8 protein-coding genes are annotated in these 14,556 nt (G+C 62.4%); all 8 read left to right on the top strand.

Features of this window, described 5'->3' with window-relative positions:
• Positions 1–10: 10 nt before the first annotated feature.
• The gene (locus HMPREF3067_RS11650; protein WP_141759358.1) at positions 11–1,264 is read left to right on the top strand and encodes an isopeptide-forming domain-containing fimbrial protein; all 1,254 of its coding nucleotides are present in this window, start codon (positions 11–13) and stop codon (positions 1,262–1,264) included.
• Positions 1,264–7,278: a DUF5979 domain-containing protein gene (locus tag HMPREF3067_RS07215; RefSeq protein ID WP_141759357.1), complete on the top strand. Its 6,015-nt coding sequence runs from the start codon at positions 1,264–1,266 to the stop codon at positions 7,276–7,278. Before HMPREF3067_RS11650 ends, HMPREF3067_RS07215 begins: the two co-directional genes overlap by 1 nt.
• Positions 7,266–8,273, top strand: a complete 1,008-nt coding sequence (locus tag HMPREF3067_RS07210; RefSeq protein ID WP_083319197.1) for a class C sortase — start codon at positions 7,266–7,268, stop codon at positions 8,271–8,273. Before HMPREF3067_RS07215 ends, HMPREF3067_RS07210 begins: the two co-directional genes overlap by 13 nt.
• A 71-nt stretch (positions 8,274–8,344) precedes the next feature.
• A complete protein-coding gene (obgE, locus tag HMPREF3067_RS07205) occupies positions 8,345–9,874 on the top strand; it encodes a GTPase ObgE (RefSeq protein WP_070769053.1) in 1,530 nt (509 codons plus the stop codon).
• 96 nt (positions 9,875–9,970) lie between these two features.
• On the top strand, positions 9,971–11,227 hold the full coding sequence (proB, locus tag HMPREF3067_RS07200) for a glutamate 5-kinase (protein ID WP_070769052.1): 1,257 nt from the start codon (positions 9,971–9,973) through the stop codon (positions 11,225–11,227).
• Between the two features lie 65 nt (positions 11,228–11,292).
• Complete coding sequence (locus HMPREF3067_RS07195; protein WP_070769051.1) at positions 11,293–12,228, top strand: D-isomer specific 2-hydroxyacid dehydrogenase family protein; 936 nt, start codon at positions 11,293–11,295, stop codon at positions 12,226–12,228.
• 3 nt (positions 12,229–12,231) lie between these two features.
• Positions 12,232–13,158: a D-isomer specific 2-hydroxyacid dehydrogenase family protein gene (locus HMPREF3067_RS07190; protein WP_070769050.1), complete on the top strand. Its 927-nt coding sequence runs from the start codon at positions 12,232–12,234 to the stop codon at positions 13,156–13,158.
• Between the two features lie 94 nt (positions 13,159–13,252).
• Positions 13,253–14,551, top strand: coding sequence for a glutamate-5-semialdehyde dehydrogenase (locus tag HMPREF3067_RS07185; RefSeq protein WP_070769049.1), 1,299 nt, complete (start codon positions 13,253–13,255; stop codon positions 14,549–14,551).
• Positions 14,552–14,556: the final 5 nt, after the last annotated feature.

Raw genomic sequence — 14,556 nt, 5'->3', positions numbered from 1 at the left:
AGGAGTAGGGATGTCGATTGCATCGGTGCGAGGGCATATGGCCCTCCCTGGTTGTGTTCTGTTGGTATTTCTGTGTGCGGTGTTCGGTCTCGTAGGGACCCAGACTGATGCGCGGGCACAGGAGCTCCCGAGCCTGGTAGTGGCTAAGACTGATGGGGTGGGAAAGGAGGGGGAACCTCCCGTTCCTGGCGCAACCTTTCAATTGACAAGCCTGCCTGATATCACCGCAAACGATGAAGACGAGTTGAGTACCTTGGCGCGAAGCAATCCTCGGTTGTTGACTGAGCCACCCGGTACGTCGCGCGGTGCTGTCTACACAGCGACGACTGGTAACGATGGCCTCGCCGTATTCTTGGGCATCCAACCGGGTGTTTATCAACTGGTTGAACTACCGTCCTTTGTTGGGGAAGACCGGCCTTCTACCACGAGCCCCGCGCTGGTCCTTGTCAGGTCCGGTGAACGGAAGCTGGTCCGCGGCAAGACCCAACCCCTCTTTGTTAACAAGGAATCTCAGGTGGCGGCTGCCCGTCCCGGTCAAAGAGTGACATACCGAGTGGAATCGAACGTCCCGGACGTGGACGCCCACGGAAAGCTGTACCGCTATGAGTTCTCTGACCAGCTGGACGACGCTTTCGCTTCGGGTGAGGTGGATGCAGTCACTGTCCGTTCGTTGGGTAAGGCAATGAGATTAGAGCCCGGAAGGCACTACGTGGATTCCAGCTCCGGGCGGGTCTTAAGCTTTGAACTCACCGATGCTGGTTTAGACACAGTAGCGCAGGCGCGTGCAGGGCACCCCGAGACGCGTATGGAAGTGCAGCTCCACGGCATCCTGCGCTCCGATCTTGACGACGGCGCACGAGTCCTGAACCGCGCGGTGGTGGCGTTCGACGGAAAGACCGCACATGATCGCGTCCTGTCTCCATTGGTGACAGTAGTCATTGATTCCGCATCCACTACTGAGCCGGTGCCACCGCGTGAGGAGGACGACTTCAACACCACGTCCACCGCAGGGCAAAAGCCAGGTGAGGAACCGAGCCCGAGCGATCGTGACCAGGCCGACAACAACGTGGATGGCGCGGAACCTGGTCAACAGAGGAGCACGCCCCGCGGTATCTTAGCCTCGACCGGTGCTAGCATCCTTGGGCTAGTTCTAGCGGGGTTATGCCTTACCTTAGCCGGGATAATTCTCCTGCGTCGCCGGAGAGCTGATGAGGATTCTCGGAAAGATTTTCTCCAATCTAGTAGCAACAGTAGTGAGCAATAATGAAGAAATCGCCTAGTTACTTGCAACGTATTTCCGCGGCAGTCATGTCTGTCGTGGTCTTGGCAGCGCTCATGGCCGTTCCTGGAACGCCATGGGAAGAACAGACGGTACCTTCTGCCCAAGCGCAAACTGACCGAAACTGGACAACAGATGGCACCCAATTTGGTCAGTGCGGCCTTAGGCAGCCGGGCTTAGCTGCGGCTAAACCCTACGCGGGACAATTGTGCTGGATTGATCTGCAGGGTTTTGAAAATCTCACCAGCACTCCAAAGGCTTTTACCCGCGACCTCGGCCGCTATACGTTGACGTTTAATGCGTCCCTCGTCAACGGGCGTGAAGGGCAGGCTGCCATTTTCCGCGACGGGCTAGCCGAGAGCGTCTTCGGCAACTATGCCTTCACTCCTTATGCGAATGATTCGACCAAACCAATTTTGCGGCACACAATGGGCGGTGGTGCGCCAAGAAACCAGTTTAGGTACCGTCTCACCGACATTACAGTGCGAGACAAAGCTACAGGTGCGGTTGTTCCTAATTACCGCATTGTGTATGCGGAGGGTGAGTCGACAACACCCCAGATTTACGCTGAGTCCCTGTGGGTGGATGCGCCCCTAAAGGGTAAAACCGTGGAACCCTACACTCGGCTTACGCCGAGTAACTCCTCGTCAGATGGGATAAACTTCATCCCAGCCTGTGCTAAGGACACGGAGCGGAGTAACATTTTCGGGCCGGGAGCCACGGAATACTACTGGGCGCAAGGCGATCGGAAAGAAAAAGATTTTGCTTGCATTGAAAATGGAGGCATCACGACGCCTGGCCGTGGCGGAGGCTATCTGGCAGGTAGCGACAGCCCAGGAACGCTGGAGATCTCCAGTTTTTCTGAGCGCCGCTACCAAGGCTTTGCCCTTGCCCTGAGCTTTGCACAGATGGGGGGTGGTGTCTCCTCTAACACCACCGATGAAAAACAGATCACCGGTGAGTCTACGAAATTCGACTTTTCGATGGCCACCCGTTACAACGGGCAAGACACTACAGTACCGTGGCAGGGCGCTGGTGTGCGCACGCAGGTTATCCGGAATATGGCCCCGGCTGATCCCCAACCAACGGATCGCAATGGTTCGCGGGCGGCTGACCGGATGGTCTTTAAATCGACCGCCAGCGGCGCGGGTGCCCAACGTGCGCTAGCTCGCTACATACCAACGTGGACGTGTCAGACCACTAGCAATCGGTTCACCATTACCGAAGGAAAGGTACCTAGCGGTTTTACTTTGAACAATGACTCGGCGGGCGGATACAGCGAGCTGCTGATGGACAACCCGTATTCTGAGCCAGTCAGCTGTGCGGTGGACTGGCAGCCCCGCTTCGCAACGACTCCGCTGACCATCGACAAGAAAGTGGAGGGGACCGCAGCGGAGTTCTCCGAGCAGTTGAATGCGCGTTTTACCTTATCCCACAACTGCACCGCACCGGCTGGCTACGCTGACGCATACCCGAGTGTTCAATTAGCTGGAAAGAACACTGTTGCGAACGGTCAGTCCTACACCGTGGAAGGACTGCCGCAGGGAGCCACCTGCACGGTAAAGGAAGAATTCCCCGACGGTACCAGTCCAACTGCCCCCGGCACGGAACTCACCTTGTCATGGAACAATGGTAAATCCACTGGTGGCGCTCTGCCAGAAACAGTCGTGACGTTGGGTGCAGGCGGTAATTCTGTGACTGCCACCAACAATTTCACGTACCGCGAGGGAACGCTGAAAATCAATAAACACATAGCGGGCGAGCCCGTGGATTTATTTGGAGGAAACCGTAACTACCGGTTCCAGCTACGTTGCGAGGGCACGCCCTATTCACAAATCGTTGACCTTCCTGCCACCGGAACCGGAGACGGACTCGATGGAAGCGCCACGTTCGCAGGGGTGCCTGTCGAGCGCGAGTGCTTGCTGACTCCCTTGAGCGGACTGAGCTCTGAAGAAAGCAAACAAATCAAGTTCGACGGGCGCACGGTTGACGTGGATGGCACCGAGGTCGAAGCCCGTGGCGACGGAAGCTATCCGATTAAGCTGCCGGATTATTCTGACGGAGAAACACCCACGACGGCTACTGCGCAGATCGAAGCCCGGTATTCCTTCCAGACCCGCGATGTCGCCGTTATTAAGCAGGTCACGGGACCAGCAGCTGGTTTGGTAACCAACGAGAGCTTCCCGGTGGAATACCGGTGCACGTGGCGCGATGATCCGACCGCGACCAACACGGGCTCGTTGAACATCCGCACTAGTGATCAAGAAACTGCCAAGATTTCTGGGGTGCGAGTAGGATCGGAGTGCCGAGTCTGGGAGGCAAATACCCCAAGCGACGCTAAAGTCGACCTGGATAAGACTGTGGTTCGGTCTGGAGATCCCAACGACGAGGTGACCGAGTTATCTAACGAAGCCGCTAAAACAACACCGGTACTGACAGTCTCCTCGTCGAAGGACGATCGGCAAAACCGTGTGGTTGTGGTGAACCATTACGTCAACAAATTGGGGCAGGTAAACCTCACGAAACTGGTGGAGGACAACGGAATTCGCTCTGGGCTACCGGATACCTATGAGCTGGCTTTTAAGTGCGGTTCGCGCTCAGTGGAGATGCCGGATGGCACTATTCGTGACGTGCAGCTCACTGGCTCCGCAAACCTAGGAGCAGGGCAATCCTCCCTGCTTAAGGCCAGCACCGGCGATGATACCTTGGATTCCTTGGTCAATGATCAGGATGGTTACCTCGGTGTGCCCTATGGGAACACCTGTACCTTTAGCGAACACCAGCCGGAGTTGTCCGCCTCGGGAGTTTTGTGGAGCACGGATGCTGCCACCATCTCCCACGACATCGACGCAGATCAAGAGGACATTGAAGTTACTAACACCTTCGACGCTGCCGGAGAGGGCGTTACCGTGTCGCAGACCACGGTAGGGATCGCGGAGCTTTCTCAACCGGTTGATTATGAGCTTCAGTGCACAAATGATGGCCTAGAGTTGCCGCTATCCGCTGAGGAATCCCGGTTCACGCTCAGCGAGGAGAGCCCTACTCACATAATCCCAGCGTCGTCGGTACCTGAGGGAAGTACATGCGTGCTGCGAGAGACCAGCCGAGACGACTTGACCCGGCAGAATCAGGATTCTGAAGACTATAGGATCGATCGTGACAGCCGAGTGCGGTCTATTGATCCTGGCACCGGGCTAGCAACGCTGGATTCATTCGACGACGGAGCCCAGATCGATGACTCTTCTTTCACAGTGGGGGCTAACTCCGTGGTGACCGTCGAGCATGGCTACAGTTTTGTGAATACGGAGATGAACGTTACCAAGACAGTGGCCTTTGACCCTGCCACCGCGCACCTCATCTCGGAGGCACGCAAGGACGTCAAGCGCAACCGTCAATTCGACGTGCAGGTGCTGTGTACCTTGCCGACTGGTACGGCGGGGCAGACCTTCTCAGGCAAGGTAAGTTCCGTAGGTGAGCCATGGGTCTTTGGTGGGGTTCCCCTCGGGTCGAAATGTACGGCGACAGAGGGGGAGACAACGACAGCCGAAGGCATCGACGTGGACCAAGAAGCATCTGCCGGTGGAATCACGAAAGAACGGGCTGTCGCTTTCACGGTGAACGAGGAGAGGACACCTGTCGAATTCACCAATACCTATACCCGTCGGGTAGCAGACGTCCAGTTGAACAAGATCGCCAACGCACCTTTCGATATCATCGGCGCGGCAGGTGGCCGAGACGCTTTCCATACTCACGAATTCGTCATGGAATGCCGTGATCCGGAAACGGGTGATGACGCGGACGGCGAATTGCTGGACACGTTTATCTCGGAGATCCAAGGCCCAGGAACGACGACGTTCCGTGGCGTGCCAGTGGGGGCGGACTGCCAGATCACCGGCGACCGGTTCGGGAAGCTGTATTTGACGGGGACCGATGAGACCGACGCCCCGTTGGAGACCCATCTGCAGCCCCACAAGGTGGATTGGTTGGTGGATCGCAACGACGGCAGCACCTTCACGGATACCGATTTGGAGGACGGCGAGACTACCTCGCAATACTTCGACGTGGAGGATAATTCTGGTGAGACCCCGGGAACCATCATCAACCTGACCAACTACTATTCCTTCGTTGATTCGCCGCTTAAGATGACCAAGAAAATTACGGCAACGAAGGCAGGCTTCGACCTGTTGGAGCAGAACCAGCCCACTTTTGGTTTCCAGTACCAGTGCAAGGGTGTGGGCTACGCGTACTCCAGCATTGGGCAGGGTGATGATCGCCTGAAGGATACGCTTTCGCTGGCCGACTTCTCTGACAGTCAGGACAACGGCGACGGCACGCACACCCGCACCTATGAGTCGGAAGTGACGAACGTGCCGGCGGGTGCGTGGTGTACCTTCCGCGAGGCACGCGTTGAGGGCACTCCGGCGGAGCTCGAGCACACCGCGGAGCCCGAGGTCGTCCGACAGCGTGTTGAAGGCAACGCCGATAACCCGGTTGAGTTCTCCTTCGTGAATAAATACGAGCGGCGTATGGTTCCGGTAGACGTCGTGGCCATTCACACGGGCTACCTCGAGGGGCTGGGGGATAAAGAATATACTTACCAGCTAACCTGTGATGATCCGGCGCAAACCACCCGGACAGTAGATTTCAGTAAGCAGGAAACGAACGCGGTGGACTCGGTTTCGGCAAGCGCGGTCCCGAACTCAGGGCGCAAACGCATCGATCTGCCGGCGGGTAGCACGTGTGAGATTAGTGCTGCCAATTCGGCAGCCTTGCAGGCGCGGCCTGAGCTGGAGGTCACGCAGGGGCAGCGTACTCCGTTCATGCAGTTTGGCCGTTGGATCGGTGCGCGCGCCGATGAGAGTAACCCCTCCAGCAGGCTCAGCGGTTTGTCCCCTGATGAGGTCACTGCGGAGATGAAGAACTATGCGTATGAGTTCTCGGTGGCCGAAGATGCCAGATCGGCCAGCGGCGAAGCTGTCATGACGGTGGCTGGTGAAGCAATGCACCCGCGCGCCCGCGTTGACGTCGAGTTTACGAAGGAAGCTAACGGCGCGGCCGGAGAGGACGCAGTGTTTAGTTTCCGAGATACCTGTAATTCCCAAGAGTTCAGTCTGCGGGCAGGAGAGTCGTACACGATCCAGGATCTGGAAATCGACCGCACCTGCGCAATTTCGGAGACTGACAACGGAGTGGATGGCGTGAACTCGGTTATTCGCCTCGGGGACACGGGAGATCGGATTGCCAACGCGGTCACCGTCAGCACTGACAACGAACTCCCTGACGGGCAAGGAATGAGCTATGTCCGGGAGTGGGAGTTCGATATTTTGCCGGTTGCCCAGGCTAGTGACTTACGCAGCGCGGGTCAGTCGTGGAGCCTGACCGGTATTAATGATGTCCCAGGTGTGGCGGTGACTAAGCGTATCGATGGAACTCCACTCAGCACGGTGACGGGCGCGGTAGCTGATTTGGCGCTCTTGCGGCATGAAGCTGATGTAATGCGCTTTAATTACGACATCGCTAACACAGGTGTTTTGCCGCTGGATTCGTTCAGTATCAAGGAGCCTGGTTTGGCAGGTAAGACCGTGAGGGCTGACGATGGGACACAGTTCACCCTCGATGAGGACGGCACTGTCCCGCCCGAATTGTGTGCGGTTGACGTACTTCAGGCTGAGGAAGAAACGACCTGCGCCTTTGATGTAGTCATTGATAGCCCGCGGGATGAGAACTATTCTTACCCGAAGGATCCTGATGGAACGGTACTGGTCACCGCGAAGGCGGGTGGTTCTCAGGTGTCGGATTCTGACTCTTACGGAGCGTTGCGCTTGAAGGAGTCCGTGGCGTGGCTCCTTCCCGAGACAGGTCGTCAGACCTTGGTCTTGTTCCTTCTGCTGGGCTTGCTCATCTTGGCAACCGGTTTGATTCGCTATCTGCGCAACCGGGAAGATGACGATATTGAGGTTGATGCTAACCGAGGAGTGGAGGAGACATCGCGGACCTAACGAATCCTGACACGGGTGCCGGCGCCACCGCGGCAAGCCCGGACCGGTCCGCGCGGCACGGCCGTTGTGGTCGCAGTGGTTACGGCGGCCGCGCCGGCCGGCCTAGCCGCGTCCGCCGTTGGCGCTCCCTGGCCTGGATCCTCGTTGGTATCCTCATCTTGTCCTATCCGGTGGTAGCGACCCTTTATAACGACTACCGGATCCAGAAGCAGGCCCAGGACTACAGCGGCTCAGTGGAAAAGATCGATCCGCCGAACAAGGCGCAGCAGTACCTGGCGGAAGCGCGTGACTACAATGCCCGGCTGGCGCAGCAGGGCCACCACGCGCTGCCGTCGGGGGACGAATCCCCCGGTTGGCAGGAGTACCTGTCGACGCTGAATGCCCCGGAGACCAACGGTATGATGGGGCGCATCACCATCGCGGCCATCGACGTGGACCTGCCGGTCTACCACGGCACCCAGTCGGACGTGCTTTACGAGGGTGCGGGCCACATGTTCGGCAGCGACCTGCCCGTGGGCGGGGCCGGCACCAACGCGGTCATCACCGCCCACACCGGCATGGTGGACGCCTCCATGTTCGACCGACTGCCCACGCTCAAGGACGGCGAGATCGCCACCGTCGAGGTGATGGGGGAGAAGCTTCATTACCGGGTGACCGGCCGCAAGGTGGTCAAGCCGGACTACTGGCAGGCGGTGACCTACGAGGAGGGCAAGGACAAGCTCACCCTGGTCACCTGCACCCCGTACGGGATTAACTCGGACCGCCTGCTGGTCGAGGCCGAGCGCGTGGATCTCGGAACCGACGGGGACTATTCGTGGAAGCCGTCGTTTAGCTGGTGGATGCTCGCCGCTCTGGCCATCATCGCGATCGTCTTAATCATCGTGGCCGTCAAGGAGTGGCGCCGCCGGCGTCGCCGTCGGCAGCAGGCCGACCAAACGGAGACGAGGACCGGCGATGGTGCCTACGGCGTAGCAGGTGAGCATTCCGGGCCCTAGGCACCGGGCTGGTAGACTCCCTGTTTAAGTGAAAATCTGTTCTTAACGTGGGGAATTGTAGGTGAGGCACCATGGCCCGATTTGTTGACCGCGTCGTTTTGCACTTGCAGGCAGGCGACGGCGGGCACGGCTGCGTGTCCGTCCACCGCGAAAAATTCAAGCCCCTCGGCGGCCCGGACGGCGGCAACGGCGGACACGGCGGGGACATCGTCCTGGAGGTTTCCAACCAGATCCACACGCTGATGGACTTCCACTATCGCCCGCACATCAAGGCCGAGCGCGGCGGCAACGGAGCGGGCGACAACCGCAACGGTGCCCGCGGCAAGGACCTGGTGCTGGAGGTGCCCGCCGGCACGGTCGTCCAGGACACCAAGGGCCGCGTGCTGGCCGACCTGACGGTCCCGGGTACGCGTTTCATCGCGGCCGAAGGCGGCTACGGCGGCCTGGGCAACGCAGCGCTGGCTACGGCCCAGCGCAAGGCCCCGGGCTTTGCCCTGCAGGGCGAGCCGGGGCAGGCGCACGACCTGGTTCTGGAGCTTAAGTCGATGGCCGATGTCGGGCTGGTCGGCTTCCCCTCGGCCGGGAAGTCCTCGCTGATTTCGGTGCTTTCGGCGGCCAAGCCGAAGATCGGTGACTACCCGTTTACTACCCTGCAGCCCAACCTCGGCGTGGTGGACATGGGGGATTCCTCCTTCACCATCGCGGACGTGCCGGGGCTCATCCCGGGGGCGTCTCAGGGCAAGGGCTTGGGCCTGGACTTTTTGCGTCACATCGAGCGCACCGCAGTGCTGGTCCACATCGTGGATACCGCCAGTATCGAGCCGGGCCGCGATCCGGTCTCTGACATCGAGGCGCTGGAAAACGAGCTGTCCCAATACAAATCCGTGCTGGACGAGGACACCGGCCTGGGCGATTTGCGCGACCGCCCTCGGCTTATCGTCCTCAACAAGGCCGACGTCCCGGAGGCAGCCGAGCTGGCGGAATTCGTCAAGGAGGATCTGGAAAAGCAGTTCGGCTGGCCGGTCTTTATTATCTCCGCGGTGGCCCGCAAGGGCCTGGAGCCGCTGAAATACGCCCTGATGGAAGCGGTGGATAAGGCCCGCCGCGAGCGGCCGAAGCAGAAGGCGGATCCGAATCACACGGTCATCCGCCCGAAGGCGGTCGGCCCCCGCACCGGCGGTTCCTTCGCCCAGTTCACGGTCGAAAAAGACCCGGAGGTCGAGGGTGGCTTCATCGTCGAGGGCGACAAGATCGAGCGCTGGATCACCCAGACCGACTTCGAGAACGAGGAGGCCGTGGGCTACCTGGCCGACCGCCTGGCCAAGGCCGGCGTGGAAGACCAGCTGCGCAAGGCCGGCGCCGTGGAGGGCGCGCCGGTGACCATCGGCGGCATCACCTTCGAATGGGAGCCGATGACCGCCGGGGATCCGACCCTGGCTGGCCGCGGCCACGACGCCCGCCTGCAGGGCACCTCGCGCGTTTCTGCCGCCGAGCGCAAGCGCGCCTCCCAGGCCCGCCGCGGGCTCATCGACGAATACGACTACGGCCAGGACGAAGAAGTCACCCGCGAGGGCGCCAACCGCGACCGCTGGCAGGGCTAGACAACCCCCTTGCCGGCGCCGGCCGCGCGGGGAGAGGTGGGCCAAAAGTAGGTAAGGCCTGCACACCGGCGCGGTAGGTTTGTATGATCGGTGGGCATGACTGCGCAATCGGACAATCACAGTACTTCTTCCGACCAGCCTTCCCGGCCCCTGCCGCTGGAGCCGTATGCGGATCAAGCTCCGGAGACCCCCTTCCCGGACCCGGCCCCGCAAGCCGACGAGTCCCTGGCGATGGGGCACGAGTCCCAGCTGCGCGAGGAGATCACCAAAGCCAAGCGCGTGGTGGTGAAAATCGGTTCCTCCTCGCTGACGGGCGATGATTTCTCCGTCGCCCCGGAAAAGATCGACCGGATCGTGGACGCCATCCAGGCCCGCATGGAGTTCTCCGACGTCATCGTGGTCTCCTCCGGCGCCGTAGCCGCGGGTATGAAGCCGCTGGGGCTGACCCAGCGGCCCACGGACCTGGCCACCAAGCAGGCCGCCGCCGCGGTAGGCCAGGTGCACCTGGCCTACGAGTGGTCGCGGTCTTTTGCCCGCTACGGCCGCACCGTCGGCCAGGTCCTACTGACGGCTTCCGATGCCGGCAAGCGCGACCGCGCCCGTAACGCCCAGCGCACCATCGAGCGCCTGCGCCACCTGCGTGCCGTACCGATCGTCAACGAAAACGACACCGTGGCCACCTCCGAGATGCGGTTCGGCGACAACGACCGGCTCTCCGCCCTGGTTGCGCACCTGACCTCGGCGGACGCGCTCTTCTTGCTCTCTGACGTGGACGGGCTCTACGACCGCAACCCGGCGGAGCCGGGCGCCCAGTTCGTCGACGAAGTCCGCACCGGCAAGGATCTAAAGGGCGTGGCCGCCGGCGACGGCGGCAAAGTGGGCACCGGCGGCATGGCCTCCAAGGTTTCGGCCGCGCGCCTGGCCGCCCGCGGCGGGGTACCGGTGCTGCTGACCTCGGCGGATAACATCGGCCCGGCCCTGGAGGATTCTCGCGTCGGTACGGTCTTCCACACCCGCGAGGAGCGCCGCCTGTCCGCCTGGAAGTTCTGGGCGCTGTACTCGGCGGACTCCGGCGGAACCCTGCGCCTGGACGCCGGCGCGGAGGAGGCCGTCACCCGCGGCGGCAACTCCCTGCTCGCGGTCGGCATCACCGACGTGGATGGCGAGTTCCGCGCCGGGGAGATCGTCGACATCGTCGGCCCGGAGTCCAAGGTCATCGGCCGCGGCGAGGTCAACTTCGACTCCAGCACCCTGCGCGAGATCATGGGCCGCCACACCGACGAGCTCCCGGTGGAGATGCACCGCGCCGTCGTCCACGCGGACTATCTGTCCAACTACGCCTCCCGCCTTTAAAACGGAGGGTAAAAAGAACGCGCAAGGCGGCGCGGCCGGCGGCTCGGTCGCGTAGCGTGGGGCCCATGAAGTATTTTATGGGCCCCTACGTTTGGGAAGAGACGGTCGCCGATATCGACGCCGCTGGCCACGAGCGCGTCGACCGGCTGGAGGACGCGGAAGCGTATATCAACACCACGCCGAACCCTGCCAAGATTCCGGATATGCCGGGCAACATCGGCTTCATCCAGCACTGCTTCACAGGGGTGGAGGGCCTCATCGAGGCCGGGCTGATTAGCGAAGGCGGGCTGCGCTGGGCGAATTCGGCCGGCGCCTTCGCCACTCCGGTCGCCGAGTCCGCGCTGGGCCTTTTGCTCTCCCAGGCCCACCAGCACAAGGCCTTTGCGCTGGCCGCGGACTGGAGTGTGGCCGGCCAGCTCGACAAGCAGCAGGCGTGGCTCTACAGCCCGGCCGGCCGCGAGCCAAAGACGGTGGTGGTGCTGGGCGCGGGCGGCATCGGCAAGCGCCTGATTGAGCTGCTCGCCCCGTTCGGCCTGCATGTTATCGCCGTGAATAATTCCGGCCGCGAGGTCGCCGGTGCTAACGAGACCTTTGCGCTTAAAGAGGCCGGTGAGGTCTGGGGCCGCGCCGACTTCGTGGTGAACATCCTGCCGCTAACGCAGGAGACGAACGGGCTTATCGATGCCTCTTTCTTCGCCCGCCTGAAGCCTAGCGCCATCTTTGTCAACGTCGGCCGCGGGGCCACGGTGGTGACCGACGACCTGGTGCAGGCGCTGCAAGACGGTACCATCGCCGGCGCCGGCCTGGAGGTCGTGGACCCAGAGCCGCTGCCGGACGGGCACCCGCTCTACGCGCTGCCGAATTGCACGATGACCCCGCACATCGCGGCCTCCCAGCGGGTGGCGCGCTTCCACATGGGCCCGGTCTTTGACGCCAACGCCCGGGCCTTCGCCGCCGGTGAGCGCATGCCCACCGAAGTCAACCCGGAAGCAGGTTATTAAGCCATGAAATACGTGATGTACCCGCAGCGCTGGGAAGCCGCCCAAGCCGCCTTCGACGAGGCCGGTTTCACCCAGCTGGGCATGGAGCAGCTGGGGCAGGCCGACTTCCTGTTCTTCACCGGCGGCGCCGACGATCTGCCGGAGAGCCTGCCGGAGTCCCTCGGCTTCGTGCAGCTGCCTTTTGCCGGCGTGGACGCGCTGCTGCCGCAGATGCGCGAGCTGACCCGCACCTGCGGCACGCGCTGGTCGAACGCGGCCGGGCTCTACGATGAGACCGTGGCCGAATCCGCCATCGCCCTGCTGCTCGCGCAGCTGCACGCCCACCGCCGCGTGGGTTCGACCTGGGACAACCGCGACGAGGTGGAGGCGCACACCTCCTTCCTCTTTGAGGACAAGACGGTCGCCATCGTCGGCGCCGGCGGCATCGGCGCGCGGCTGATCGAGATGCTGCGCGGGTTTGGCCCGGAGATCATCGCGGTCAACCGCAGCGGCAAGCACGTGCCGGGCGCGGACCGCACCATCCCGACCGGGCAAATGGATAAGGTCTGGCCGGCGGCGGACTACTTCGTGCTGCTGCTGCCGCTGACGGACGAGACCCACCACGTGGTGGACAGCCGCGCCCTGGAGCAGATGCCGGAGCACGCCGTGGTCATCAACGTTGGCCGCGGTCCCCTCGTGGACACGGATGCGTTGGTTAAGGCCCTGCGTGAGGGCAGCATCGCCGGCGCCGGCCTAGACGTGACCGACCCGGAACCGCTGCCGGACGGGCACCCGCTGTGGGAGATGCCGCAGGTGGTCATCACCCCACACGTGGCCAACCCGCCCTATTCGGTCAAAAAACGCAGCGGCGCCCACACCGTTACCGTGGCCCGGGCCTTCGCCCAGGACGGCAGCCTGCCCACCGAGGTCGACGTCGACGCCGGCTATTAACGCTGCGGATAACCGCCCGCAGGCGAGCGCGCACGTGTGACCCAGTGCATCAATCCGGGGGATGAGCGGCGGGGGTTTACGTACACTGGGACGCATGACTCAATCTACGGATGAACTGAGCCCAGAACGCCAAGCCGAGCGAGACGAGGTGCTGACCAAGGCCCGCGCGGCCAAGGACATCGCCGCGCAGATCGCGCAGCTGACCACCCCGCAGAAGAACGAGATCCTGCGGCAGGCGGCGAAGGACTTAAGCGCGGCCACCGAGGAGATCCTCGCGGCCAACCAGAAGGACATCGACGCCGGCCGTAGGGCGGGCATGTCGGATTCGCTCATCGACCGCCTGAGCCTGGACGCTGACCGCGTCGCCGGCATCGCGGACGGCCTCAACCAGGTGGCCGGTCTGCAGGATCCGGTGGGGGAGATCGTGCAGGGCCGCACCATGGACAACGGCATTCAGATGCGCCAGGTCCGCGTGCCGCTAGGGGTTATGGGCATGGTCTACGAAGCCCGCCCGAACGTCACCGTGGATGCCTTCGGCCTGGCCTTAAAGTCCGGCAACGTGCCGCTGCTGCGCGGCTCGAAGTCGGCCCGCAACTCCAACGAGAAGCTGGTGGAGATCCTGCAGTCCACCCTGGAGGCGGCCGGCCTGCCGCGCGCCGGGGTCCAGCTGTTGCCGTGTGAGACCCGCGGCTCGGTCCAGGACCTGATTACCGCCCGTGGCCTGGTCGATCTGGTCATCCCGCGTGGGGGTGCCGGACTGATTAACGCCGTGGTCACGGGCGCTACCGTGCCGACCATCGAGACCGGCACCGGCAACTGCCACTTCTACGTCGACGCCTCCGCGGACCTGGACAAGGCCGTCGCCATGGTCATCAACGGCAAGACCCGGCGGACCTCGGTGTGCAACTCCACTGAATGCGTGCTGGTGGATGCCGCCCTGCCCGCCGCGGATCAGCTCCGCGTCATCCAGGCCCTCCAGGACGCCGGGGTGACCATCCACGGCGACACCGAGGAGCTGGCCGCACTCGGCGTCGAGGGCGCGGTGCAGGCCAGCGAGGAGGACTGGGCGGACGAATCCCTGTCGATGGACATCTGCGCCAGGGTCGTCGACGGTATCGACGGGGCCATCGAGCACATCCGCCGCTATTCCACCGGCCACACCGAGGCCATCGCCGCTCAGGACGCAGACGTCCTGCTGCGCTTTGCCAACGAGGTCGACGCTGCCGCGGTCATGCTCAATGCCTCGACCGCCTTTACCGACGGCGAGGTTTACGGCATGGGGGCGGAGATCGGAATCTCCACGCAGAAGCTGCACGCGCGCGGCCCCATGGCCCTGCCGGAGTTGACCTCTACCAAGTGGGTGCTGCAGGGCAACGGCCACACCCGCCCCTAGCCGGG

Origin of the sequence: Corynebacterium sp. HMSC04H06 (assembly GCF_001815935.1) — a bacterium.
In the GTDB taxonomy this organism is placed as follows: Bacteria; Actinomycetota; Actinomycetes; order Mycobacteriales; family Mycobacteriaceae; genus Corynebacterium.
The sequence above is the reverse complement of the archived record's forward strand: the minus strand, read 5'-3'. Positions and strand labels throughout refer to the sequence as shown.